This window comes from Rhodanobacter sp. UC4437_H4 (assembly GCF_052978425.1).
The window spans coordinates 2,115,965-2,140,334 of the sequence record NZ_CM129673.1; the positions used below are offsets into that span (position 1 = coordinate 2,115,965).

General features: G+C 69.3%; 20 protein-coding genes. 13 read left to right on the top strand and 7 right to left on the bottom strand.

Annotation, left to right across the window (positions count from 1 at the left end; all coding sequences use genetic code 11):
- Positions 1-2: 2 nt before the first annotated feature.
- Complete coding sequence (locus tag ACVCL3_RS09830) at positions 3-2,180, bottom strand: TonB-dependent receptor (protein WP_447101136.1); 2,178 nt, start codon at positions 2,178-2,180, stop codon at positions 3-5.
- A gap of 171 nt (positions 2,181-2,351) precedes the next feature.
- Between ACVCL3_RS09830 and ACVCL3_RS09835 the strand changes: the two genes are divergently transcribed.
- Together ACVCL3_RS09835 and ACVCL3_RS09840 are read left to right on the top strand one after the other, a co-directional pair.
- A complete protein-coding gene (locus ACVCL3_RS09835) occupies positions 2,352-3,035 on the top strand; it encodes a hypothetical protein (RefSeq protein ID WP_395121029.1) in 684 nt (227 codons plus the stop codon).
- Between the two features lie 54 nt (positions 3,036-3,089).
- The gene (locus ACVCL3_RS09840) at positions 3,090-3,836 is read left to right on the top strand and encodes a pteridine reductase (RefSeq protein WP_447097500.1); all 747 of its coding nucleotides are present in this window, start codon (positions 3,090-3,092) and stop codon (positions 3,834-3,836) included.
- Between the two features lie 104 nt (positions 3,837-3,940).
- Here the strand turns inward: ACVCL3_RS09840 and ACVCL3_RS09845 are convergent, their stop codons facing one another.
- The 4 genes from ACVCL3_RS09845 to folB all read right to left on the bottom strand — a co-directional run bounded on the left by ACVCL3_RS09845 (position 3,941) and on the right by folB (position 7,218).
- Positions 3,941-4,801, bottom strand: a complete 861-nt coding sequence (locus ACVCL3_RS09845; RefSeq protein WP_447097501.1) for a DUF6159 family protein — start codon at positions 4,799-4,801, stop codon at positions 3,941-3,943.
- A 160-nt stretch (positions 4,802-4,961) separates the two neighbouring features.
- A complete protein-coding gene (gene folK, locus ACVCL3_RS09850) occupies positions 4,962-5,450 on the bottom strand; it encodes a 2-amino-4-hydroxy-6-hydroxymethyldihydropteridine diphosphokinase (RefSeq protein ID WP_447101137.1) in 489 nt (162 codons plus the stop codon).
- A gap of 4 nt (positions 5,451-5,454) precedes the next feature.
- Positions 5,455-6,711 (bottom strand): mechanosensitive ion channel family protein, encoded by a 1,257-nt coding sequence (locus tag ACVCL3_RS09855; protein WP_447101138.1) that lies wholly within the window; start codon positions 6,709-6,711, stop codon positions 5,455-5,457.
- 147 nt (positions 6,712-6,858) lie between these two features.
- Positions 6,859-7,218, bottom strand: a complete 360-nt coding sequence (folB, locus tag ACVCL3_RS09860; protein ID WP_395121318.1) for a dihydroneopterin aldolase — start codon at positions 7,216-7,218, stop codon at positions 6,859-6,861.
- A 123-nt stretch (positions 7,219-7,341) separates the two neighbouring features.
- On the opposite strand from folB, the gene dbpA reads away from it, so the two are divergent.
- The gene (gene dbpA / locus ACVCL3_RS09865) at positions 7,342-8,721 is read left to right on the top strand and encodes an ATP-dependent RNA helicase DbpA (RefSeq protein ID WP_447101139.1); all 1,380 of its coding nucleotides are present in this window, start codon (positions 7,342-7,344) and stop codon (positions 8,719-8,721) included.
- 16 nt (positions 8,722-8,737) lie between these two features.
- On the top strand, positions 8,738-9,505 hold the full coding sequence (locus tag ACVCL3_RS09870; RefSeq protein ID WP_447101140.1) for a glutaminyl-peptide cyclotransferase: 768 nt from the start codon (positions 8,738-8,740) through the stop codon (positions 9,503-9,505).
- Positions 9,506-9,517: 12 nt separating this feature from the next.
- Here ACVCL3_RS09870 and ACVCL3_RS09875 read toward each other — a convergent pair whose 3' ends face one another.
- Entirely contained in the window at positions 9,518-10,696 is a 1,179-nt protein-coding gene (locus tag ACVCL3_RS09875; RefSeq protein WP_447107257.1) for a TIGR03862 family flavoprotein, read from the bottom strand.
- 756 nt (positions 10,697-11,452) lie between these two features.
- On the opposite strand from ACVCL3_RS09875, the gene ACVCL3_RS09880 reads away from it, so the two are divergent.
- From ACVCL3_RS09880 to ubiA, 3 genes are all read left to right on the top strand, one after another.
- The gene (locus ACVCL3_RS09880) at positions 11,453-13,987 is read left to right on the top strand and encodes a pre-peptidase C-terminal domain-containing protein (RefSeq protein ID WP_395121020.1); all 2,535 of its coding nucleotides are present in this window, start codon (positions 11,453-11,455) and stop codon (positions 13,985-13,987) included.
- 158 nt (positions 13,988-14,145) lie between these two features.
- Entirely contained in the window at positions 14,146-15,534 is a 1,389-nt protein-coding gene (locus ACVCL3_RS09885) for a M28 family metallopeptidase (protein ID WP_447101142.1), read from the top strand.
- A 193-nt stretch (positions 15,535-15,727) separates the two neighbouring features.
- Positions 15,728-16,621 (top strand): 4-hydroxybenzoate octaprenyltransferase, encoded by an 894-nt coding sequence (ubiA, locus tag ACVCL3_RS09890; protein ID WP_447101517.1) that lies wholly within the window; start codon positions 15,728-15,730, stop codon positions 16,619-16,621.
- 75 nt (positions 16,622-16,696) lie between these two features.
- Here the strand turns inward: ubiA and ACVCL3_RS09895 are convergent, their stop codons facing one another.
- Positions 16,697-17,416: a ComF family protein gene (locus ACVCL3_RS09895; RefSeq protein WP_447101143.1), complete on the bottom strand. Its 720-nt coding sequence runs from the start codon at positions 17,414-17,416 to the stop codon at positions 16,697-16,699.
- A 140-nt stretch (positions 17,417-17,556) separates the two neighbouring features.
- On the opposite strand from ACVCL3_RS09895, the gene ACVCL3_RS09900 reads away from it, so the two are divergent.
- The 6 genes from ACVCL3_RS09900 to bioC all read left to right on the top strand — a co-directional run bounded on the left by ACVCL3_RS09900 (position 17,557) and on the right by bioC (position 24,344).
- Positions 17,557-19,539 carry a multicopper oxidase domain-containing protein gene (locus ACVCL3_RS09900; protein ID WP_447097509.1) on the top strand — a complete coding sequence of 661 codons (1,983 nt, stop codon included), beginning with the start codon at positions 17,557-17,559 and terminating at the stop codon, positions 19,537-19,539.
- A gap of 104 nt (positions 19,540-19,643) precedes the next feature.
- Positions 19,644-20,669 carry a biotin synthase BioB gene (gene bioB / locus ACVCL3_RS09905; protein WP_447101144.1) on the top strand — a complete coding sequence of 342 codons (1,026 nt, stop codon included), beginning with the start codon at positions 19,644-19,646 and terminating at the stop codon, positions 20,667-20,669.
- Positions 20,670-20,689: 20 nt separating this feature from the next.
- Entirely contained in the window at positions 20,690-21,889 is a 1,200-nt protein-coding gene (bioF, locus tag ACVCL3_RS09910) for an 8-amino-7-oxononanoate synthase (protein ID WP_447101145.1), read from the top strand.
- Positions 21,890-21,917: 28 nt separating this feature from the next.
- A complete protein-coding gene (locus ACVCL3_RS09915; RefSeq protein WP_447101146.1) occupies positions 21,918-22,664 on the top strand; it encodes a sulfurtransferase in 747 nt (248 codons plus the stop codon).
- Entirely contained in the window at positions 22,661-23,461 is an 801-nt protein-coding gene (bioH, locus tag ACVCL3_RS09920) for a pimeloyl-ACP methyl ester esterase BioH (protein WP_447101147.1), read from the top strand. The genes ACVCL3_RS09915 and bioH overlap by 4 nt, the downstream gene beginning before the upstream one ends.
- Positions 23,454-24,344, top strand: a complete 891-nt coding sequence (gene bioC / locus ACVCL3_RS09925) for a malonyl-ACP O-methyltransferase BioC (RefSeq protein ID WP_447101148.1) — start codon at positions 23,454-23,456, stop codon at positions 24,342-24,344. The genes bioH and bioC overlap by 8 nt, the downstream gene beginning before the upstream one ends.
- The last annotated feature ends 26 nt before the right edge of the window (positions 24,345-24,370 follow it).

Here is a 24,370-nt window from a genome sequence, read left to right on the forward strand (position 1 = left end):
CCTCAGAAATCCTTCTGCAGGCTCAGGTACACGCCGCGGCGCGGGCCGAACTGCGGTGCGCCGACACCGATGCCGCTGCCGTCGCGCAGCTCGTAGGTGCGATCCAGCGCGTTGATCAGCGCCAGCTGCACATGCAACGGGCCGAAGTCGTCGATCATGAAATCATGCGTGACGTTGAGGTTGAGCTGGAAGTATGCCGGCAACGAGGCGCCGTTCGGCACCGCGCCGTCCTTGCGCAGGCCGCTGCCGTACAGGTAGCTGGCGCCGAGGCGGGTGGCGTCATCCAGCGCGTAGCTGACGCCGCCGGACGAGGTGAGTTTCTGGTCGTGGTCGAGGAAGATCCAATGCTGGTTGACCCAGGCCAGGTCGTCCGGCGCGAAGTTGTACTGGCTGCTGATGATGCGTTTGCCGATGGCCTTGCCGAGCGACGCATTGAAGTATGCCGACAGCGGCCCCTGCTCGTAGTTGGCGGTGAACTCCACGCCCTTCACCCGTCCTTCGGCGTAGTTGAAGGTGGAGTAGACCAGCGCGGAGCCGAACTGGCCCTCGTCCTGCAGGCGCCGCACCTTGCGGTAATACGCATCCACGCCCAGCGTCCAGGCATCGCCGAGGCGTTGCTGGACGCCCACGTCGAAATAGTCCGAACGCTCGGCCAGCGGCGTGTTGTTGCCGCTGTCCGCCACCGCGTTGGTGGTGCCGTCGAACTTCGCGATGTTGAAGCTCGCGATCATCTCGGTCGCCGGCGGGGTGAAGTAGCGCGAGTAGCCGGCGTGCACGGTGGTGCCGCCGCTGGCCTGCCAGACCAGGCCCAGGCGCGGGCTCAGCTGGCTCTCGCTGCGCACCAATTGGTAGCGGTCGCCGCGCAGGCCGACGTTCAGCGTCCAGTTCTCGGCGAGGCTCCATTCGTCCTGCACGTAGGCCGACCAGGTTTTCGCGACGAGGCGACTGCCGTCGAGGATGTTGATCGGCGTGGTGCCGGCCTGTTCGCCATCGGCATCGGCCGGGAACACCCAGGCATCGTTGCCGCTGACGGCACGCTCGAAGCTGCCCCAGATGCCGTAGCGCAGGGTATGGCGCCCACCCAGCGGCGTGGAGAAATCCGCCTGCAAGGTGCTGGCGCGGTTGCTGCGGGTGACATTGGAGGCGACGCCGTTGAACATCAGCTCGCCGATCCGGTCCGGCGTGTAGGCTAGGCGGCTGTCACGCTGGCCCAGCGAAAGCTGGTAGCCGGTCGCACCCAGCCTGCCCTGCAGTGCCAGCACGCCGAAACGGGTGGTCTCGCGCTGGCGCTGGTCGAGGTCGGCGGAATTGAAATCGACCGTGTCGAGATAGCCGAAGGCCGGTATCTGCCCCGGGTTGTTGGGAATCTGGTAGCGGTTGTTGGCGACGCCGAACAGCAAGCTCAGGCGGGTGTCGTTGTCGATCAGATAGCTGAGGTCGCCGAAGCCCTTCACTTGATTGGTGTAGTCGTGGATCGGCTTCCTGCTCGACGTGGGGTTCTCGATCCCGGCGTCGCTCTCCAGGTAGTTGCCGGTGAAAAACCAGCTCCAGCGATCCTTGCTGCCCCACACCGACGCGTTCGGGTTCAGCGTGGCGTTGCTGCCGCCGGTGATGCCGACGCTGCCGCCGTTGCCCAGGTCGTGGCCGTTGCGGGTGGTGATATCGACCACCGCCGCAGTGCGCAGTCCGTACTGCGCCGGCAGCGCGCCATCGAGCAGCGTCACGGTGTCGATCATGTGCGCGTCGAGGCTCTGGCCGAAGCCGCCGATCGACTCGGGGATGATCACGCCGTTGATACGGTACTGCAGGTTCGCATGGTCGCCGCGCACGTGCAGGCCGCCGTAGGAATCCTGCACCACGCCCGGCGCCTGCAGCAGCACCTGGTTCATCGGCGTGGACGCGCCCAGCGGCAGTTGCACGATGGCCTTGTGGTCGATCACGTACTGGCTGGAGCCGGTATCCGGCGACAGCGCATTGCGCGCCTGGTCCAGCGCGGCGGAAACCGACACTTCACCGAGTTCCCGCACCGGCAGCGGGGGCTGGCCGCCGCTGCCTTCGGCGGCCACGGTGGCGTCGTCGGCGACCGGCGCGCCGGTGCTGGTCGGGGTGGGCTCGGCGGCGTGGATACCGCTCGCCAGCAGGGCGGCGGCGAGGGCCAGGGCAATCGGGGAGGCTTTCATCGAAGACCGGAGGTGGGGAGTTTTTGTAATGTTATAACATTCCTGTATCTGCAGAAGAGGCGCCCGGGCCGAAAGTCACGCCGGTCACAGCACGGTTGGCCCGCGCTTCACGCGCGACCTCTAGACTGCGAAGGCGCGGGGCGCGTCCGGCGTCCGCCATCGGAGCCACGCATGACCCCACCCGGCAAGCAGGTACCCGCCGTCGTCGTGCCGACCGCCCACGGCCGGATCACCGGCGCGATCCTGGATTTCGTCAGCGAGGTGCCCGACAGCACCGTCGGCAACAGTCCGCAACCAGCCACCGAGGCCCGCCGGCTGGCCGACCGCGCCGCCCGACGCGCCGCAGTCACCGCCGGCTCGCTGGCCTTGCCGCCGGGGCCGCTGGGCTGGCTGACCCTGCTGCCGGAACTGATCGCGATCTGGAAGATCCAGGCGCAGATGGTCAGCGACATCGCCGCCGCCTACGGTCGCCACGCCACGCTGGGGCGCGAACAGATGCTGTGGTGCCTGTTCCGCCACACCGCGGCGCAGGCATTCCGCGACCTGGTGGTGCGCATGGGCGATCGACTGGTGTTCCGGCGCATGTCGCACGGCGTGATCGAGCGCATCGCCCGGCAGATCGGCATCAAGCTGACCCGGCGCACGCTGGGCAAGGGCGCCTCGCGCTGGCTGCCGGCGATCGGCGCGCTCGGCGTGGGCGCCTACGCGTACTACGACACCCGGCAGGTGGCCGGCACCGCGATCGCGCTGTTCGAAAGCGACATCGTGATGGAGCAGCTCGACGGGGATGCGCGCGACGATGAAGACCCGCGCGACGATGCCGCCACGCTGTCGCGCAAATCGCCGCGCGGATGACGCCCGCGCCGCTTTGCGGCAAGCTGGTCCCCAACCTGCTGCCGGATGCCCGCGATGACGCCACGCCCTGATCGCCCCGTCGCGCTGATCACCGGCGCCGCGCGCCGCGTCGGCGCGGTGATCGCGCGCACCCTGCACACGGCCGGCTACGACCTGGCGCTGCACTATCGCCATTCGGCGGACGAGGCACACGCGCTGGCCGACGAGCTGCGGACATCACGCGCCGACAGCGTGCTGCTGGTGCAGGCCGACCTCGCCGACCTGGCCGCGCTCCCGGCATCCGTCGAGAGCGTCGTGGCGCATTACGGCCGACTCGACGCGCTGGTCAACAACGCCTCCGCGTTCTTTCCGACGCCGATGGGCAGCGTCACGCCGGCGCAGTGGAACACGCTGTTCGCCTCCAATGCGCAGGCGCCGTTCTTCCTGAGCCAGGCCGCGCTGCCGGCGCTGCGCGACGCGCACGGCAGCATCGTCAACCTGGTCGACATCTATGCCGAACGCCCGCTCGCCGACCACCCGCTGTACTGCATGGCCAAGGCTGCACTGGCGGCAATGACCCGCTCGCTGGCGCTCGACCTCGCGCCCGCGGTGCGGGTCAACGGCGTGGCCCCCGGCGCGGTGATGTGGCCCAGCGACGGCAAGCCCTACGCCGACCAGCAGGCGATGCTCGCGCGCACGCCCCTGCAGCGCGCCGGCACGCCCGACGACGTGGCCGGCACCGTGCTGTGGCTGCTGCGCGACGCGCCGTTCGTCACCGGCCAGATCATCCGGGTGGACGGCGGGCGCACGCTGTCGGTGTAGGAACCGCGGGCGATACTTTTCCGACCCTGGAATCCCGAATCCCGATCAAAAGCATCGCCCGCGAGCGGGCTCCTGCGAGGTGCCGGCGGAGTGAATCGGCAGCGTCATTTCTTCTTCGGCGCGAAGGCCTGCTGCAACAGGGCCTGGTCGAAGCCCGCGCTGGCCTCGCCCGCCTCGGCATAGCGATAGAGCGCGGCCGCGTAGATGCCCTGCAGCGCGGACTGGATCAGCCCGAGCAGGATGAAGCCGAGCACCACAATCACCACTGCCGCCACCGCCGCCACGATCGAATGCATGGCGATGGCGCCGCCGACCAGCAGCGCGCCGACCAGCACCGCCACCAACATCAGCAGGCCGAACACCACGCCGATGCCGCCTTGGCCGATCAGGTTCTCGCCCCAGCTGCGCTTGAGCAGTTCCACGCTGTGCTTGACCGCGTCGATCGGGCCGATGTCCCTGCTCGCCAGCACCGGCACCACCAGGAAGGTGGCCACCGTCCAGGCCAGGCCGATCAGGCCGACCACGAAGCGGCCGATCAGGCCCAGGCGCTCCTGCACCATGCGCAGGAGCAGGCCGACGGTGGCGGCGATCAAGGCATAGCCGAGGATCTGCGGCAACCTGGCGCGCGCCAGCGCGAAGCCCGCTCCCACGCTGGTCGGCTCGCCGCGCAGATGCATCAGCGCCACGCCGGTCAGCGCGGTCTGGAAGAAGATGATCACGAAGTACTGCACCAGGTAGAACGCGAACATCAGCAGGTAGGCACCCACCGACAGGCGCTCCTGGATCTCCTGCCCCGCATGCTCGCCGCCGATCGCCATGACCGCGACCGGCACCAGGAAACTGGCCGCCACCAGCAGCGTGCACAACCCCGACAGCAGCGGGAATACCAGCAGCGACTTGTCCGAGCGCAGCACCGCCGCGCTCGCCTTCATCAACGCCCAGCTGCGCGCGAATTTTCCGGCCATGATTGTTTCCCCTTCGTGTCTGGATCCGACTTGTCTTGCAGGGCACGCACCGTCCGCCGCTGTTTGCCGTCACCGGGAAAAAAGCCGGCGGGCCGTGCCCGCCCTGCGCCGGTGATGCGCCCCGCCAGCACCCACACCGCGTGCGCTGCAGTGTACCTGTTCAATCCGCCAGCGATTCCACCTGCAAGGGTTCGCGCTGTCGTGGAAACGCCGCCCACAACTCGGCCATGCTCAAGCCGCTGACCGGGTGGCGAAAATCCGGTGCGATATCGGCGATCGGACGCAGCACGAAGGCATGCCGCAACTCGTTGCGCGGAATCTGCAGATGGCCGGGGCCGTCGATGACCAGCGCGTCGTAGAACACGATGTCGATGTCCAGCGTGCGGTCCGAATAACGCGGCACGTCGCGGCGCCGACCGTGGCGATCTTCCAGCGCGTGCAGCCAGTCGTTCAGCGCCTGCGGGGTCAGGTCGGTATCCAGCGCCACCGCGAGGTTCACGAACTCGGCACCATCGAAACCCACCGACGCGCTGCGGTACGCCGGCGACACCGTGATTTCGCCGAAGCGTTCGCGCAAGGCGTCGATGGCCGCGACGAGATGTTTCCGCGGTTCGAGGTTGGACCCCAGACTCAGGTAGACACGCGCCATCGTCTCAACCACCCGCCGCCAGGCGTAGCGACTGTTCCTGCCGGTACGCCAGCGCGGCGCGCACGTCCTGCCCCGACGGCTGCTGGTACAGCGCCAGGCCGAACTCGGGCAGGAGCGCAAACAGGTGGTCGAAGATATCGCTCTGGGTGTTCTCGTAGTCCGCCCAGGCCACGCTGGCGGTGAAGCAATACAGCTCCAGCGGAATGCCCTGCGGGCCGCTGGCGAGCTGGCGCACCAGGCAGAACAGCCCGTGGTGGATTTCCGGATGAGTGTCGAGGTAGGCCTGCGCATAGGCGCGGAAGGTGCCCAGGTTGGTGAGCCGGCGACGATTGCCGGCCACTTCGCCGGCCTCGCCGAGTGCTGCGTTCCACCGCGCCACTTCCTGCTGCCTGGAGGGCAGGTAGTCGGCCAGCAGGCGCAACTCGGCCAGCCGCCCCAGCGTGTCCGCATCGAGAAAGCGCACGCTGGCCGCATCGATATACAGCGCACGCTTGATCCGCCGCCCGCCCGTCTCCTGCATGCCGCGCCAGTTCTTGTACGAGTCGCTGATCAGGCGCCAGCTGGGGATGCTGGTGATGGTCTTGTCCCAGTTGCGCACCTTGACCGTGTGCAGCGCTATGTCGATCACGTCGCCATCGGCATTGAGCTGCGGCATCTCGATCCAGTCGCCGACCCGCAGCATGTCGTTCGACGACAACTGCACGCCGGCCACGAAGCCCAGGATGGTGTCCTTGAAGATCAGCATCAGCACCGCCGACATCGCGCCCAGCCCGGACAGCAGCAGGCCAATGTGCTTGCCGGTGACCGCCGCGATGATGATCAATCCGGCAACAACGAACAGGCCGAGCTTCACCAGTTGCACCAGGCCCTTGATCGATCGCTGCTGCCCGCGCGGGGTCTCCCGGTAGAGATCCTCCAGCGCCGACAGCGCGGCACTGATCGCCATCACCACGAAGAACACCAGCAACGCCGTCATCAGGTTGCCGACCAGCACCTCGATACGAGGCGATACGCCCGGCACCAGCATGATGCCGTACTGGATCGCCAGTGCCGGCACCATCCGCGCCAGCCACTGGAAGGCGTGGCGCCGGAACAGGGCGTCATCCCATTTCCATGTCGTGCGCCGGGCGATGCCGCGCACCACGCGCAGCAGCAGTCGCTGCGCCAGTTGACCGGCAAGCCAGGCCAGCGCCAGCAGCGCGATGACGCCCAGCGCGGTGCGCATCCAGGGAAGGTCGAGAAAGTTCTGCAAGGTCTGCATCAATTCGTTCCTGTCGGCTCGGAGCCCGCGCCATGGTCAGCGGGCAGGACGGGGCGGCATGGACCGCGGAAGGCACGTGGCCAATCCTGACAAGCATGGCGGCCAGGCGGCAACGCAACAACCCCGGCGGGCCTTTCGACGCAGGCGCTATGGCGACCGCGTGCCGCGCTCGATGCACACACCCACCGCCTTCGCGCCGCGCACCGCACCGGGCTTGGACAGTTTCAGGCGCACCCAACGCACGCCGAACTCCTCGCGAATGATCGCCGCGCAGCGCTCGGCCAGCGTCTCGACCAGGCCGAAGCTCGATGCGCCGACGTAACCGATCAGCCGCTTGGACACGTCCTTGTAGTTGAGCGTCAGCGCAATGTCGTCGCTGGCCGCGGGCACCGTGTTGTCGAAAGCCATCTCGATGTCGAACGACAGCGTCTGCCGCACGCGGCGCTCCCAGTCGTAGATGCCGATGACGGCGTCGATGCGCAGGTCTTCGATGAACACGGTATCCATGGCGGTGACTGCTGTGGCGGGGCCGTACAGGGTCGGGTACGCGGCTTGCGGATGCAAGCCCGGGCGGCGTGCCCCACGGCACACGCCCAGCGAACCCCCCGCCCAAGATGCGATCATGCGCCCATGACCGCCTTCAGCACCCTCCCGCTCAAACCCGCCCTGCTCGCCAGCGTCGACGCACTTGGCTACACCGACATGACCCCGGTGCAGGCGCAGAGCCTGCCGCCGATGCTCGAAGGTCGCGACGTGATCGCGCAGGCGCAGACCGGCAGCGGCAAGACGGCGGCATTCGGCTTGAGCCTGCTGCAGGCACTGGACGTGGACACGATCCGGCTGCAGGCGCTGGTGCTCTGCCCCACCCGCGAACTGGCCGACCAGGTCAGCAAGGCGATCCGCAAGCTGGCCGCGAACATCCCCAACGTGAAGCTGCTGACCCTGTGCGGCGGCATGCCGCTGGGTCCGCAACTCGCCTCGCTGACGCACGACCCGCACATCGTGGTGGGCACGCCTGGCCGCGTGCAGGAACACCTGAAGCGGCAGAGCCTGCACGGCGGCGGCATCAAGGTGCTGGTGCTGGACGAGGCCGACCGCATGCTCGACATGGGTTTTGCCGAGGCGATCGACGACATCATCTCGCGCATCGCGAAGCACCATCAGACCCTGCTGTTTTCGGCCACGTACCCGGACGAGATCCGCGCGGTGAGCCAGCGCGTGCAGAACGATCCGGTTGAAGTGACGGTGGATGCGCCAGCCGACGCGAGGCCCGCGATCGAGCAGCGCTTCCACGAAGTGGAGCCGGCGCAGAAGCCCGATGCGCTGGCGCAGTTGCTGGCGGGCGAGCGGGGCGGGCAGGCACTGGTGTTCTGCAACATGCGCCGCGACGTCGACGCGGTGGCGCAGGAACTCGACCGCCGCGGCTACTCCGCGCTGGCCCTGCACGGCGACATGGAACAGCGCGACCGCGACGAGGTGCTGGTGCGCTTCGCCAACCACAGCTGCGCCGTGCTGGTGGCCACCGACGTGGCCGCGCGCGGGCTGGACATCGTGGCGCTGCCGCTGGTGGTCAGCTACGACGTCGCGCACGACCCGGAAACCCATACCCATCGCATCGGTCGCACCGGCCGCGCGGGCGAATCGGGCCTGGCGATCACCTTGTGCACGCCGCGCGAGCGGCCGAAGGCGGCGAACATCGAGGCGCTGAACGGGACGCCGCTGCCGTGGCGCCCGCTGAAGATCGCGCCGCCACGCGGCAAGGCCCTGCACCTGGCGCCGATGAAGACCCTGGTGATCGACGCCGGCCGCCAGGACAAGCTGCGCCCCGGCGACATCCTGGGCGCGCTCACCGGCGACGCGGGCCTCATCGCCAGGGACATCGGCAAGATCGACGTGTTCGCCACCCGCGCCTACGTGGCGATCAGCCGAGCGCTGGCCAACAAGGCGCTGGAGCGCCTGCGCGCCGGCAAGATCAAGGGCCGCAACTTCCGCGTGCGCGCGCTGAACTGACCCCACGGAGGCCCGCATGCGACGCCTGCTCACCCTGCTTGCCCTGCTGCTTGCCACTACCGCCTGCGGTGCGGCGATCCCGACCTATGGCTACCGCGTGGTGCGTGCCTATCCGCACGACACCTCGGCCTACACCGAGGGGCTGTTCTACAAGGACGGCTTTCTGTACGAGAGCACCGGCGAGAAAGGTGCCTCAAGCGTGCGCAAGGTGCAGCTGGAAACCGGCAAGGTGCTGCAGCGACTGGACTTGCCCGCGCAGTATTTCGGCGAAGGCATCGTCGCGTGGAACGGCGAGCTGATCCAGCTTACCTGGCAGGCCGGGACCGGTTTCGTCTACGGCCTGGACGACTTCAAGCTGCACCGCAGCTTCAGCTATCCCGGCGAAGGCTGGGCGCTGACCCGCGACGAGCGCCACATCTACATGAGCGACGGTTCGTCGGTGCTGCGCATCCTCGACCCGGCCACGCTGGCCCGCGTGGGCAGCATCACCGTCACCGCCGACGGCGCGCCGGTGACCAACCTCAATGAGCTGGAATGGGTGGACGGCGAGATCTACGCCAACATCTGGCTGACCAACCGCATCGCGCGCATCGATCCGGCCAGCGGCCATGTCGTCGGCTGGATCGACCTGACCGGCCTGTTCGACGTGAACAGCTTGCCGGTGCCGATGAACGACGTACTCAACGGCATCGCCTGGGACGCACGCGGCAAGCGCCTGTTCGTCACCGGCAAGCACTGGCCGAAGCTGTTCGAGATCGAGCTGGTGATACAGCCCGCGCGTTGAGCCGGCGGGATCTCAGCGGCCCAGCCAGCGCGCGGCAGCGCGGCCGGCGAGCAGGCCGCCGGCGAAGCAGGCGGTGAGCAGATAGCCGCCGGTGGGTGCCTCCCAGTCCAGCATTTCGCCGGCGCAGAACGTGCCCGGGCGGGCGCGCAGCATCAGGCCGGCATCGAGCGCTTCGAGCCGCACGCCGCCGGCGGTGCTGATCGCCTCGGCGATCGGCCGCGGCCCGCGCAACCGCAACGGCAAGGCCTTCAGCTGCGCGGCCAGCGCGAGCGGATCGGCCAGCGTGGCCTTGTCGGCAAGCTCGAACACCAGCGCGCACTTCGCCGCGTCCAGCCCGGCGCGGCGGCGCAGCCAGTCGCCGATGCTGTGCTTGCCGCGCGGTGCGGCGAGGCGTTCGGCCAGCACCGCCTGCGCGTAGCCCGGCACCAGGTCCAGCATCAAGCCGGCCTCGCCGCGCGCGGCGATCTGCTCGCGCAGCTCGGCGCCGATCGCGTAGACCAGGCTGCCCTCGATGCCGTATTCGCTGAGCACGAATTCGCCCTGACGCGAACGGGCCGTGCCGTCGCGGTCCACCCAGTGCGCCACCACCGGTTTCAGCGGAGCGCCGGCGAAGCGACTGCGCAGGTGGTCGCTCCAGTCGAGCTCGAAACCGCAGTTCGCGCTCTGCAGCGGCGCGATGTCGATGCCGGCGCGTTGCAGCGGCGCCACCCAGCCGCCGTCGGAGCCCAGTTGCGGCCAGCTGGCGCCACCGAGCGCGAGGATCGTCGCGCCGGCGTGGATCATCCGCTCACCTTGCGGCGTGGCGAAACGCAGCGCGCCATCCGCCTGCCAGCCGAGCCAGCGATGATGCATGTGGAAACCCACGCCCGCGTCGCGCACGCGGCGAACCCAGCGACGCAGCAGCGGCGCCGCCTTCAGATCCTGCGGAAACACGCGACCGGAACTGCCGACGAAGGTCTCCACGCCAAGCTCGGCCGCCCACGCGCGCAATGCCGGCGCATCGAACACGGCCAGCCAGCGGCCGACCTCCGCCTGGCGCGCGCCATAGCGGGCCACGAACCGATCCGGCGCCTCGCCGTGGGTGAGGTTGAGGCCGCCCTTGCCGGCCAGGAGAAACTTGCGCCCGACCGAGCCCATCGCGTCGTACAGGTCCACCTCGACGCCCGCGGCGCGCGCGGTCTCCGCCGCCATCAGGCCGGCGGGGCCACCGCCGATGACGGCGAGTCGGGGCGTTGCGGGGATAGACATCCGGCCATGGTCGCACGCGTCACCAAACGACGCATGCCGGCCCGCCGGTGCAGTCTGAATCGAAACTGACCGCGGCATGCTGTTCGGGGTCGCAGGGCGCACTTCCGGGCAACACTCCATTCGGCAAGTTCTTTCGCCGCGCGGCGCTGCGGAAAACGTAATTTCATTCGACAATGCGATTATGTTCGCGGGCCACGTGAAATCGCTGAATAATCCAGGAAGGGAGACCTTGCCTGATGGAATCCTTCATCACCAGCGCTGCCGCCCATGCCTTTCATGGCGCCGTTTCAGCCGGGCTCCCGAGCAAGCGGACGCAGCGCAACATACCGCAAATAATTACGCCATCCGGGACCGCCCGATGACGCTCGAACCGTTGTGACGAAAATCACTGCGAGCCGGAAAAAGTCCTATTGACCGGATTAATCGCAGCGCCATACCGTCGTGCGGTTCGCCAACGGGGAGTTTGGCGAATGATCCTGTCAAGCAGCCATGCAATGACGCATGGCCTGCAGTCAATGGCATGCGACATGCCCGCAGCTGGCCCTCAAGGACTCACCAGGGGAGGGCCGACCGAAGCGGGTACGGGATCGTCGGTCCGCTTCAAAAAATCACGGATGCCGTGCACGCGCGGCAAATCAACCAATGAGGCGCGGGCAGTCTCAGGGCAGCGCTTTGCCTCAAAAAACTTCGGGAGTCACCATGCCAAGTCATCATCGTCTCAAGTTGCTGGCCGCCGCGATCAGTTTCGCGGCAGCCGGTGCGCTGGGCGCCACGCCAGCCAGCATCACCAGCGGCACCACTTTCGTCGCGCTGAACCAGCACGCCACCGTGCTGCGTCAGGGCGACGTGGTCAGCGGCGCGCTGTCCAGCGCACAGCCGATGCACATCGAGGTGGCGCTGAAACTGCGCAACCCGGCCCAGCTGCACAGCTTCATCGCCACCGCCAAGAGCTCGCCGCTGTCGATGGTGCAGCGCTCGATGACGACGCCGCAGTTCGTCACCAGCTATTCGCCCACCGCCACGCAGGCGAACAGGGTGGCGGCCTGGCTGCGCGCAGCCGGCTTCACCAACGTGCAGATCTCGCCAAACCGGATGCTGGTGTCGGCCGATGGCCGCGCCGATACCGCCGGCGCCGCGTTCAAGACCACGTTTGCCCAGGTGCGCACCAAGGATGGCCGCATGGCGTACATGCACAACGACGACGTGCACATCCCTGCCTCGCTGCAGGACGTGGTGCTGTCGGTGATCGGCTTGCAGAGCGTGCACCAGGCGCACACCTTCGCCAAGCCGATGCAATCGGGTTACACCACGCAGGCAGTGACCGGCCACAACCCGGTCGAGTTTGCCTCGATCTACGGCGGCAGCGGCGTGACCACGGCGGCCGGCGTGCCGGTGGGCATCGTCACCCAGGGCAAGATCACCCAGACGATTACCGACCTCAACACGTTCACCTCGCAGAACGGCCTGCCGACGGTGACCACGCAGACGGTCAACACCAACGGCACCAGCAGCGACACCAGCGGCCTGGGCGAGTGGAGCCTGGACAGCCAGGACATCGTCGGCATGGCCGGCGGCCATGTCGGCAGCCTGATCTTCTACAACATCCCCACGCTGTCCAACAGCAACCTGACGGCGGACTTCAACACCATCGTCAACGCCAACGCGACCAAGATCATCAACGTCTCGCTGGGTGAGTGCGAAACCAGCGCGCAGAGCGACGGCTCGGCCGCGGCGCAGGACCAGATCTTCCAGCAGGCCGTGGCGCAGGGGCAGACCTTCTCGATCTCCACCGGCGACTCCGGCGCGGACGAGTGCGGCGACGGCGGCGTCACGCCGAGCTGGCCGGCCGCCTCGCAATACGTGGTGGCGGTGGGCGGCACCACGCTGAACGCATCGACCACCACCTGGAACAGCGCCACCGTGTGGACCAGCGGCGGCGGCAGCTCTAGCACCTTCGAGCCGCAGCCGAGCTGGCAGAACGGCGTGGCCCCGGGCAGCACACGCGGCCTGCCGGACATCGCCTACGATGCCGACCCGAACTCGGGCGCGAAGATCATCGTCAGCGGCGCCACCCAGCAGTACGGCGGCACCAGCCTGTCGGCACCGCTGTTTGCCGGCGCGTGGGCGCGGATCATCGCGATCAAGGGTTCCGGCGTCGGCTTTGCCGCACCGCTGCTGTACCAGCTGCCCGCGTCCGACTTCCACGACATCACCTCGGGCAACAACGGCGGCGAGACGGCGAGCGCCGGCTATGACCTGGCCACCGGTCGCGGCGAACTGATCATCAGCGGCGCGGCCAGCGACATCGGCGGCAGTTCGCCGCCGGCCAACGTGCCGCCGGTCGCCAACTTCAGCGATTCGATCAGCGGCCTGACCGTGAACTTCACCGACAGCTCCACCGACAGCGACGGCTCGATCGCCTCGCGCTCGTGGAACTTCGGCGACGGCGCCACCTCCACCGCGACCAATCCCGGCCACACCTATGCGGCGGCCGGCACCTACAGCGTGTCGCTGACGGTGACCGACAACGACGGCGCGACCAACACCAAGACGCAATCGGTGACGGTCAGCTCCAGCGGCGGTGGCGGCAACCAGTTGCAGAACGGCGTGGCGCTCACCGGCCAGTCCGGCGCCCAGGGTGCCCAGCTGTTCTACACCGTGGTGATCCCGGCCGGCGCCAGCAACCTGGTGATCTCCGAGTCCGGCGGCACCGGCGACGCGGACCTGTACACGAAGTTCGGCTCCGCCCCGACCCTGTCCAGCTACGACTGCCGTCCGTACATCACCGGCAACAACGAGAGCTGCACCGTGGCCTCGCCGCAGGCCGGCACCTACTACGTCATGCTGAACGGCTACACCGCGTTCTCCGGCGTCAGCGTCAAGGCGACCTGGAGCACCAGCAGCGGCGGTGGCGGTGGCGGCAACGTGCTGCAGAACGGCGTGCCGGTATCCGGTCTCAGCGCGAGCACGGGCAACGCCGTGTACTACACGATGGTCGTGCCGAGCGGGGCCAGCAACCTCAACATCAAGATCGCCGGCGGCACCGGCGACGCCGACCTGTACGTCAAGCTCGGTTCCACGCCGACTACCAGCAGCTACGACTGCCGCCCCTACATTTCGGGCAACAGCGAGAGCTGCACTGCGTCGGCACCGACCCCGGGCACCTACTACATCATGGTGCGCGCCTACCGCAGCTACAGCGGCGTCACGCTGACCGGCAGCTACACGCCGTAAGCGGTCGACGGCAACCCGTTGCGCAGGGACGCGCAGCGCACAACGGAAGCACCGGATGACGCTTCGGGCCCGCCCGGCAACGGACGGGCCTTTTTTTTGCGGCGCGCATCGGCGCAGAGGTTGTATGGTCGGAGTTTTCCCCGCCGAGGAACCCGCCGATGCGCCGCCTGATCCTGCCGTGTGCCCTGTTCGCAATGGCCTGCGTACCCGCTGTCGCGGCAACCAGCCTGCCGGCGGTGCCGCGCGAACAACCATCGCTACACGCGCTGGCCGATGCCCCGAGCCAGGTCGAACTGCGCATGACGATCACCCGCCTGGTCGGCTTCGGCACCCGCCACACCCTGTCCGACACCAAGTCCGACACCCGCGGCATCGGTGCCGCGCGACGCTGGGTGAAGTCGCGCTTCGAGGCGATCTCGAAGGACTGCGGCGGCTGCATCGAGGTCGTCACGCCCTCGCAGATGTTCACCGGCAAGCGCGCACCCACGCCGACCGAGGTAATGGACGTGGTGGCGATCAAGCGCGGCAGCACCGACCCGGATCGCGTCATCGTGATCACCGGCCACCTGGACTCGCGCGTCACCGACGTGATGGACACCACCAGCGATGCCCCCGGCGCCAACGACGACGCCTCCGGCGTGGCGGCGCTGATCGAGGCCGCGCGGCTGCTGTCCAGGCAGGACAACCGCGCCACCCTGGTGTTCGCCGCGCTGTCCGGCGAGGAGCAGGGCCTGTACGGCGGCAAGGTGCTGGCCGACTACGCGGTGGCGCACGACTGGAAGGTGGAGGCCGAGCTCAACAACGACATCGTCGGCAACAGCCACGGCCAGAACGGCGTGATCGGCAACACCACCGTGCGGGTGTTCTCCGAGGGCACCAAGACCAACGAAAGCCAGGCTCAGGCCGACTACCGCCGCTACCACGGCGGCGAGGTGGATTCGCCCTCCCGCAACCTGGCGCGCTACATCGACCGCCTTGCCGATCAGTACCTGCCCGATTTCGACGTGCGCATGATCTACCGCACCGACCGCTTCGGCCGCGGCGGCGACCAGGTGCCGTTCCTGCAGGCCGGCTATCCGGCCGTGCGGGTCAGCGAGGCGCACGAGAACTACACCCGCCAGCACCAGGACCTGCGCAAGGAAGGCGGCGTCGATTACGGCGACAGCATCGACGGCGTCGACTTCCGCTACCTGGCACGGGTCACCGCGCTCAACGCCATCACCATGGCCAGCCTGAGCCGCGCGCCGGCGCCGCCGACGCAGGTCGAGATCAAGGGCGCGCTGGCCACCGACACCACGGTGAGCTGGCACAAGGTGCCCGGCGCCGCCGGTTACCGCGTGCACTGGCGCGACACCACCGCGTCGCAATGGCAGTACGTGCGCGCGGTCGGCGATGTCGACCAGGCCGTGCTGGCCGACGTGGTGATCGACGACTGGTTCTTCGGGGTGTCGGCCGTCTCGGCCGACGGCTACGAAAGCCCGGTGGTGTTCCCCGGCTTCGCCGGCAGCTTCGAACGCTCGCCCGCGCCGGAGCCGTCCGCCAAGTGACGGGCTTGGCGCTGCGCCCGCGCGACGCACGCTAAACTTCCGGGCGATGGCCACGCCTCCGCGCAAACGCAAGCCCCGCAAGACCGGCGCACCCGCGCCGGTCGCGCGACCGCGCGCGCGACCGGCGGCAACCAAGACCGCCGCCAGGCCCGCCGTCTCGCGCCCCGCGGACAGCTCCACCCGCGCCACCCGCGTGCTCGACTGGCTGCTGCGGAAACTGCCGGCACGCCACCGCGAAAAGGCACGCGACTACCTGGTGCTGACCCGCATGGATCGGCCGATCGGCGCGTTGCTGCTGCTGTGGCCGACCTGGTGGGCGCTGTGGCTGGCCGCCGGCGATTTCCCGCCGTGGAAGCCGCTGATCATCTTCACCCTGGGCGTGTTCGCGATGCGCGCGGCCGGCTGCGCGATCAACGACTACGCCGACCGCAAGCTCGACCCGCAGGTGGCGCGCACGGCCGGGCGACCGATCGCCGCCGGGCGGGTGACGCCGCGCGAGGCGCTGGTGGTGTTCGCCGTGCTGCTGGCGGTCGCCTTCGTGCTGGTGCTGTTCACCAATGCGCTGACGATCAAGCTGGCCTTCGCCGGTGCCGTGCTGGCGGCGATCTACCCGTTCACCAAGCGCTGGACCTACCTGCCGCAGGTGGTGCTGGGCGCGGCGTTCGGCTGGTCGATCCCGATGGCGTTCGCCGCAGTGACGCACACGGTGCCGCCGCTGGGCTGGCTGCTGTTCCTCGGCAACATCCTGTGGTCGGTGATCTACGACACCGAGTACGCGATGGTCGACCGCGACGACGACCTCAAGGTCGGCGTGAAATCCACCGCGATCCTGTTCGGCGATGCCGATGTGCCGATCCTCGGCATGCTGATGGGTACCCTGCTGCTGGCCCTGCTGTTCGTCGGCCAGCGTGCCGGCCTGGGCTGGCCGTACTGGCTGGCCCTGCTCGCCGTCGTCGGCCTGTTCGGCTACCAGCTGTGGCTGATCCGCAAGCGCGGGCGCGACGCCTGCCTGGCCGCCTTTCGCCACAACAACTGGCTGGGCCTGACCTTGTGGGTGGGCATCGTGTTGGCGCTGGCGGTGAAATAGCGAGGAGTGAGTGGAGAGGAGTGAGAAGTGAGCGTGGCGAGACGATGCTTTCTCTCACTTCTCACTCCTCTCCACTCACTCCCGCCTCAAGGGCGCGCGCGCCAGCGCCCAGACATCCACCCGCGGCACGCCGACGCGCTTGAGCACGCCGGCACATTCGGCCAGCGTGGCGCCGGTGGTCATCACGTCGTCGAGGATCGCCACGTGCGCAGGCGGCGCCAGCCCGGGACACAGCACGAACGCGTCGCGCACGTTGCGGCGACGGTCGACCGCGTCCAGCTCGGTTTGCGCCTCGGTGCGCCGCGAGCGCTGCAGCACGTCGTGGCGCAGCGGCACCCCCAGCGCACGCGCCAGCGGCCGGGCCAGCTCCAGCGCCTGGTTGTAGCCGCGCTGGCGCAGCCGGCTGCGATGCAGCGGTACGGTAATCAGCAGCGAAGGCCGCTCGATCACCCGTGGCTCGTTCTGCCACAGGCCGGACAACACGCGGCCGGCGGCGAGGTCGCGGCCGAACTTGAAGCGCGATTCCAGCCGGTCCAGCGGCCAGCCGTAGCGGAACGGCGCCCATGCCGCGTCCCATGGCGGCGCGTGCTGCTGGCATTCGCCGCACAACGTCGCCGCGGTCGCCAGCGGCAAGGCGCAGCGTGCGCAGCAATTGCGGTTGCGCGGCATCTCGGCGGCGCAATCCGCGCACAGGTCCATGCCGCCGTGGCCCGGCGCGCCGCACAACAGACAGCGCAGCGGCAGCAGCCATCGCTGCAGCGCTGGCCAGGATTGCAGCAGACTGGTCTTGTGCATGGTCTCCCCCGTCCCCGCCTCGACCGATGGTAGCGGCAACCGCGGGTCGCGCGCAGTGCACCTGCGGTCTACACTCGATCACCAACCGTGGCGCGCCCTGCCACGCCTGCACTTCGCCCATCGAAGACCTGGAGATTCGCATGAGCTCGATCCACGACGACCACCCTGCTCCATCGACCTGGCCCGCGATCGCCGGCACCGCGCTGCGGGTGGCCTTCGGCGTGATCTGGGCGGTGAGCGCCGCGCTGACCTGGACCGACGGCTTCGCCGACCACTACGTCGGCTACTTGCACAATGCCGCCACCGGCCAGCCGGCGTGGTCGGCGTGGTGGTTCGACATGTGGATCGCGGTGGTCACGCCGCACGCGGGCTTGTTCGTGTGGGCCACGCGGATCGCCGAGACGCTGCTGGCGCTGGCCCTGCTGCTGGGTTTCGCGCGCAAGATCACCTACGTCGTCGGCATCCTGTTCAGCCTGCTGATCTGGAGCACGGCCGAGGGTTTCGGCGGGCCGTATTCGGTGGGCGCCAACAACATCGGCGCGGCGATCAGCTTCGTGCTGATCTTTGCCGCGTTGATCGTGATCAACCTGCGCGCCGGCCCCAGCCCGTACAGCCTGGACTACCTGATCGAGAGCCGCTGGCCGCGCTGGCGGCGGTTCTCCGAATGGAACACGCGGGTTCCGCTGGAACAGGTGCGGCCGGTGTCGTGGCGCGTGCAGGGACCGGCGCTGGCCGGCGTGCTGCTGCTGGTAGCGCTGCTGCTGGCCGGCCTGCACAGCGCATTGAACGTGCGCAGCGCCAGCCCCGCCGCCGCCGCCGCCGCGGTGACGCCGCTGTCGCTGGCCTCCAACCAGCCGATCAAGCAGGCCCGCGACGCGCGCCTGCCGCCGCTGCAACCGGGCGACAGCGTGGAGGTGAACATCACCTCCAGCGACGACACCGTGGAGATCGCCAGCGGCGTGCAGTACCAGGCCTGGACCTTCGGCAAGACCGTGCCCGGCCCGGTGATCCACGTGCGCCAGGGGCAGACGGTGAACGTCACCCTCACCAACCGCGGCACCATGCAGCACTCGATCGACTTCCACTCGGCGATCACGCCGCCGAGCCTGCACTACGTGGACATCATGCCGGGCGAGTCGATCAAGTTCTCGTTCGTGGCCAAGGTGCCCGGCGCCTTCCTCTACCACTGCGGCACGCCGCCGGTGCTGCTGCACATCGGCAACGGCATGTACGGCGCGATCATCGTCGACCCGGCCGAGCCGCTGCCGCCGGCGGCCGAGAGCTACGTGCTGGTGCAGGGCGAGTGGTACACCCAGCAGGTCTCCGGCACGCTGATGGCGGGCAGCTACGAGAAGATGCAGCAGATCCGCCCGGATGAAGTCGTGTTCAACGGCGCCGCGTTCCAGTACGCACAGCATCCACTGACCGCCAAACCGGGCGACCTGGTTCGCCTGTATGTGGTGAACGCCGGTCCGAACCTGTGGAGCGCGTTCCACGTGATCGGCGCGATCTTCGACAAGGTCTATCCCGGCGGCAATCCGGCGCAGGCCATCGACGGTGTCTCCACCTACTCGGTGGGGCCGGGCGAGGGCGCGGTGTTCGACCTCACCCTGGACGAGGCGGGCCACTATCCGTTCGTGGATCACTCGATGGCGCACGCCGTGCTCGGCGCGCAGGGCATCCTGGAGATCGCCACGCCAGGCGAGGCGCTTGCCAAGCCGCAGATCACCAAGGCACCGGTGGATGCGAACGCCGCGCCGCCACCGGCCGCCACCGGCCCGTACACGTTCGATCCCGCGCACGGCGCGCAGCTCTACGCGACCTACTGCGCCGCCTGCCACCAGCCCACGGGGCTGGGCCTGCCCGGTGCGTTTCCGCCGCTCAAGGGCAACCCGGCGGTGCTGGATGCCGACCCCACCAAGCATCTGGACGTGATGCTGCACGGCCTGCAGGGCGTGGCCATCGACGGCGTCAGCTACCCCAGCGCGATGCCGCCGTTCGCCGCCACCCTCAACGACGCGGACATCGCCGACATCGCCAACCACGAGCGCACCTCCTGGGGCAACCAGGCCAAGCCGGTGACCGCGGAGCAGGTGAAGGCCGTGCGCGACGGCAGCAAGTAGCAACGCGGGCACCCGCCGCTTCGTCAACCTGAAACACAGTTACCAAGGTTGACGAAGCGGCGTACGCCGCCCACACTGCGCGGCCTCTGACCCAGGAGCCCGCCATGCCCGCTGCCATCCGCCACGACTGGAGCCGCGACGAGGTCGCCGCGCTGTTCGCGCTGCCGTTCAACGACCTGCTGCATCGCGCGCACGGCGTGCATCGCGAACACCACGATCCGAACGCGGTGCAGGTGTCGACCCTGCTGTCGATCAAGACCGGCGGTTGTCCCGAGGACTGCGCGTACTGCCCGCAGGCGCAGCGTTACGACACCGGCGTGCTGCCGCAAAAACTGCTTGAGGTCGACGAGGTGCTGGCGCGCGCCAGGGCCGCCCGCGACGCCGGCGCCAGCCGCTTCTGCATGGGCGCGGCGTGGCGCGGGCCGAAGGACCGCGACATCCCCAAGGTCGCCGCGATCGTGCGCGCGGTGAAGGACCTGGGCCTGGAAACCTGCGCCACCCTGGGCCTGCTCGGCGACGGCCACGCGCAGCAGCTCAAGGACGCCGGCCTCGACTACTACAACCACAACCTCGACACCGCGCCGGAGTTCTACGGCGAGATCATCCACACCCGCGAATACCAGGATCGCCTCACCACGCTGGAACAGGTACGCGACGCCGGCCTGAAAACCTGCTGCGGCGGCATCGTCGGCATGGGCGAGACGCGCGAGCAGCGCGCCGGCCTGCTGCAGGCACTGGCCAACCTGCCCGAGCACCCGCACTCGGTGCCGATCAACCAGCTGGTGCCGGTGCCGGGCACGCCGCTGGCCAACGCCGAACCGCTGGACCCGTTCGAGTTCGTGCGCGCGATCGCAGTGGCGCGCATTCTGATGCCGCGCTCGATCGTGCGCCTGTCCGCCGGCCGGCAGCAGATGGACGACGCGGTACAAGCGCTGTGCTTCTTCGCTGGCGCCGGGTCGATTTTCTACGGCGAAAAGTTGCTGACCACCGGCAACCCGGACGTGGAAGCCGACCGCGCGCTGTTCCGCCGGCTCGACCTGCATCCGATGGACGTCACGGAGAGCGAAACCATGGACGACCACGGCAACGCGGGTTGCGACCGCGGCTGCGGCTGCGGTGCGGCGGCATAGCGCCTCAGCCTGTCCGAACCGTGAGCACGCTCCGCCCCGACCTCCTGCAACGGCTGGCCGTCCAGACGGCCGAGCGCGAGCGCGCCGACCTGCGCCGCCGCCTGCGCACCATCGACCACGTCGACGGCCCCTGGCTGCAAAGCGGCAGCCGGCGCCTGCTCTCGTTCTGCAGCAACGACTACCTCGGTCTGGCGCAGCACCCGTCGCTGGTCGCCGCGCTCACTCGCGCTGCGGGCGAGCAGGGCGTCGGCAGCACCTCGGCGCACCTGATCTGCGGCCACCGCGCCGCGCACGCGCAACTGGAAGAAGCCCTGGCCGCGTGGACCGGACGCGAGCGCGCGCTGCTGTTCTCCACCGGCTACATGGCCAACCTGGGCGTGATGCAGGCGCTGCTGGCACGCGGCGACGTCTGCGTGCAGGACAAGCTCAACCACGCCTGCCTGCTCGATGGCGCCAGGCTCAGCGGCGCCGAACTGAAGCGCTATCCGCATGCCGACGTGGCCGCCGCCGCGCGCCAGCTGGCGGCCCATCCCGGGGCGGCCGCCATGCTCGCCACCGACGGCGTGTTCAGCATGGACGGCGACGTCGCGCCGCTGCGGCAGTTGGCGCAGTTGTGCGCCGGCGAACGCGCCACCCTGATGGTCGACGACGCGCATGGCTTCGGCGTGCTTGGCGACGACGGCGCCGGCAGCCTCGACGCGGCCAGGCTGGGCCAGCACGAAGTGCCGCTGCTGATGGCCACGCTGGGCAAGGCGCTCGGCTGCAGCGGCGCCTTCGTGGCCGGGCCGGCGGCACTGATCGAAGGGCTGGTCCAGTTCGCGCGGCCGTACATCTACACCACCGCGATGCCGCCGGCGCTGGCCGCGGCCGCACGGGAGGCGGTGCGGCTGGCGCGGAGCGAAAGTTGGCGGCGCGACAAGCTGGCCGCGCTGATTGCCCGTTTCCGCGCCGGCGCCGCGCAGCTCGGCCTGCCGCTGACGGATTCGGCAAGCGCCATCCAGCCGCTGCTGCTGCGCGGCGCCGACGCCGCGCTGGCCGCGGCGCAGGCGCTGGAGCGCCGCGGCCTGCTGGTCGTCGCCATCCGCCCGCCGACCGTGCCCGCCGGCCAGGCGCGGCTGCGCATCACGCTCTCCGCGGCGCACGAGGAAACGCAGGTGGATGAGCTGCTCGACGCGCTGGCTGATCTGCCGCAGGAACCGCGCGCGAGCGGCCCCGTATAATGACGCGTTGTCTTGTGCCTTTTCCCCCATGAACGTCGTCAATATCGCCGCCTACCGCTTCGTCGCGCTGGACGACCTGTCCGCGCTGCGCGAGCGCGTGCGCGAACGCGCCGAGACGCTGGCGCTCAAGGGCACCGTGCTGCTGGCACACGAGGGCATCAACCTGTTTCTCGCCGGCACCCGCGCGGCCACCGACGCCTTCATGGCCTGGCTGCGCGAGGACGCGCGCTTTGCCGCGCTGGAAGCGAAGCAATCGTTGTCCGACACCGTGCCCTTCGGCCGCCTGCGCGTGCGGCTCAAGCGCGAGATCATCACCCTGCGCCTGCCCGCGCTGCGCCCCGCCGAGGGCCGCGCGCCCGGCGTGGATGCGACAACGCTCAAGCGCTGGCTGGACCAGGGTCGCGACGACGCCGGCCGCGAGGTGGTGATGCTCGACACCCGCAACGACTACGAGACCGACGCCGGCGCTTTTGCGCAGGCAGTGGACTATCGCATCGCCCGCTTCACCGACTTCCCCGCCGCGCTCGCCGCCGACCGCACACGCTACGCCGGCAAGACCGTGGTGCCGTACTGCACCGGCGGCATCCGCTGCGAGAAGGCCGCGATCTACATGCAGGAACTGGGCATCGAACACGTGCACCAGCTCGAAGGCGGCATCCTGAAATACCTGGAACTCACCGACGGCACGCACTGGCAGGGCGGCTGCTTCGTGTTCGACGGACGCGGCGCCGTGGGTGCCGATCTGCTTCCGCTTCCGCCGGAGGCGGGCGCATGAGCCTCTTCATCGGGAAAGCCGGCCACGGTCCGCTGCCGCTGGTGCTGCTGCACGGCTGGGCAATGCACGGCGGCGTGCTGGCGCCGCTGGTCGAGGCACTCGAGCAGCAGTGCACGATGTACGTGGTCGACCTGCCCGGCCACGGCCGTTCGCGCGACTGCGGCCTGCCGCTGGAACCGCACGCCTGCGCCGCCGCGATCGCCGCCGCCACGCCGCCGGCGCTCTGGCTCGGCTGGTCGCTGGGCGGGCTGATCGCGCTGACCGCGGCGCTGGACCTGCCGCATCAGGCGCATGGCCTGGCGATGCTGTGCGCCACACCGAAATTCGTGCGCGACGCCGGCTGGCCGCACGGCAGCGATCCGGCGCTGGTGCAGCAACTGGCCAGTGACCTGGAAACCGATTACCACGCCACCATCGAGCGCTTCCTGGCGCTGGAGGCGATGGGCAGCGCCGACCCGCGCGGCGAGCTGCGCCATCTGCGCGAGCTGGTGTTCGCCCGCGGCGAACCGGACGCGCGCGTGCTGCAGGAGGGCATCCGCATCCTGCACGACAGCGACCGCCGCGCCGCCCTGCCCGACCTGGCGGTACCCAGCGCCTGGATCGCCGGGCGCCGCGACCGGCTGGTGCCACCGCAGGCGATGACCTGGTCGGCGAGCCAGTGCGGCGGCGACAGCCACGAGATCGCCCAGGCCGGCCACGCGCCGTTCTTCAGCCATGCCGCCGCGGTGGTCGCGGCGCTGCAACCCTTGTTCGCCCGGCACGGTGGCCGGGCCAGCGCGAGCCTTGCCCATGAGTGAGTTCCAACTCGACCGACGCCAACTGCGACGCAATTTCGCCAGTGCGGCGACCACCTACGAGAAGCACGATGCGCTGCAACGCGAAGTGCAGACGCACCTGCTGGAGCGGCTCTCGTTCTACCTCGACACGCCGCAGCGGGTGGTCGACATCGGCGCCGGCACCGGCCGCGGCACCGCCGCGCTCAAGCGGCGCTATCCCAAGGCCGAGGTGATCGCGTTCGACCTGGCGCTGCCGATGCTGCGCGCGGCGAGACGGCACAGCAGCTGGCGCCGGCCGTTCGACCGCGTCTGCGCCGAGGCATGCGCGCTGCCGCTGGCCGACCACAGCGTGGACGTGCTGCATTCGAACCTCTGCTTCCAGTGGATCGACGACCTGCCCGCGCTGTTCGGCGAATGCATGCGCGTGCTCAAGCCCGGCGGGCTGATGGCGTTCTCCAGCTTCGGCCCCGACACCCTGATGGAGCTGCGCGCCGCCTGGGCCGCGGCGGATGAGCGCGCCCACGTGAGCCGCTTCCTGGACATGCACGACGTGGGCGACGCGATGCTCGCCGCCGGTCTGCGCGACCCGGTGCTGGACGTGTTCCGCTACACCCTGACCTACAGCGAGCCGCGCAAGTTGCTGGAAGAGCTGCAAGGCCTGGGCGCCACCAATGCCGACCGCCAGCGCGAGCGCGGACTGACCGGCAAGTCGCGCTACCGGCGCATGCTCGCCGCCTACGAAACCATGCGCCGCGACGGCCGCATCCCGGCCACCTGGGAGGTGGTCAGCGCGCATGCATGGGGCCCGCCGACGGGGCAGCCGCGACGCGTGGGCGGCATGGAGATCGCCAGCTTCTCGATCGACAAGCTGCGCGGCTCGCGGCGTCAGAAAGACGAAGCATGAAACATGCCCCGAGGGCGCCGATGCAG

Bases quoted from the DNA above. Each gene is read 5' to 3' on its own strand.
- ACVCL3_RS09830 (WP_447101136.1), bottom strand. From the start codon at position 2,180: ATGAAAGCCTCCCCGATTGCCCTGGCCCTCGCCGCCGCCCTGCTGGCG.
- ACVCL3_RS09835 (WP_395121029.1), top strand. From the start codon at position 2,352: ATGACCCCACCCGGCAAGCAGGTACCCGCCGTCGTCGTGCCGACCGCC.
- ACVCL3_RS09840 (WP_447097500.1), top strand. From the start codon at position 3,090: ATGACGCCACGCCCTGATCGCCCCGTCGCGCTGATCACCGGCGCCGCG.
- ACVCL3_RS09845 (WP_447097501.1), bottom strand. From the start codon at position 4,801: ATGGCCGGAAAATTCGCGCGCAGCTGGGCGTTGATGAAGGCGAGCGCG.
- folK (WP_447101137.1), bottom strand. From the start codon at position 5,450: ATGGCGCGTGTCTACCTGAGTCTGGGGTCCAACCTCGAACCGCGGAAA.
- ACVCL3_RS09855 (WP_447101138.1), bottom strand. From the start codon at position 6,711: ATGCAGACCTTGCAGAACTTTCTCGACCTTCCCTGGATGCGCACCGCG.
- folB (WP_395121318.1), bottom strand. From the start codon at position 7,218: ATGGATACCGTGTTCATCGAAGACCTGCGCATCGACGCCGTCATCGGC.
- dbpA (WP_447101139.1), top strand. From the start codon at position 7,342: ATGACCGCCTTCAGCACCCTCCCGCTCAAACCCGCCCTGCTCGCCAGC.
- ACVCL3_RS09870 (WP_447101140.1), top strand. From the start codon at position 8,738: ATGCGACGCCTGCTCACCCTGCTTGCCCTGCTGCTTGCCACTACCGCC.
- ACVCL3_RS09875 (WP_447107257.1), bottom strand. From the start codon at position 10,696: ATGGCGGCGGAGACCGCGCGCGCCGCGGGCGTCGAGGTGGACCTGTAC.
- ACVCL3_RS09880 (WP_395121020.1), top strand. From the start codon at position 11,453: ATGCCAAGTCATCATCGTCTCAAGTTGCTGGCCGCCGCGATCAGTTTC.
- ACVCL3_RS09885 (WP_447101142.1), top strand. From the start codon at position 14,146: ATGCGCCGCCTGATCCTGCCGTGTGCCCTGTTCGCAATGGCCTGCGTA.
- ACVCL3_RS09895 (WP_447101143.1), bottom strand. From the start codon at position 17,416: ATGCACAAGACCAGTCTGCTGCAATCCTGGCCAGCGCTGCAGCGATGG.
- ACVCL3_RS09900 (WP_447097509.1), top strand. From the start codon at position 17,557: ATGAGCTCGATCCACGACGACCACCCTGCTCCATCGACCTGGCCCGCG.
- bioB (WP_447101144.1), top strand. From the start codon at position 19,644: ATGCCCGCTGCCATCCGCCACGACTGGAGCCGCGACGAGGTCGCCGCG.
- ACVCL3_RS09915 (WP_447101146.1), top strand. From the start codon at position 21,918: ATGAACGTCGTCAATATCGCCGCCTACCGCTTCGTCGCGCTGGACGAC.
- bioH (WP_447101147.1), top strand. From the start codon at position 22,661: ATGAGCCTCTTCATCGGGAAAGCCGGCCACGGTCCGCTGCCGCTGGTG.
- bioC (WP_447101148.1), top strand. From the start codon at position 23,454: ATGAGTGAGTTCCAACTCGACCGACGCCAACTGCGACGCAATTTCGCC.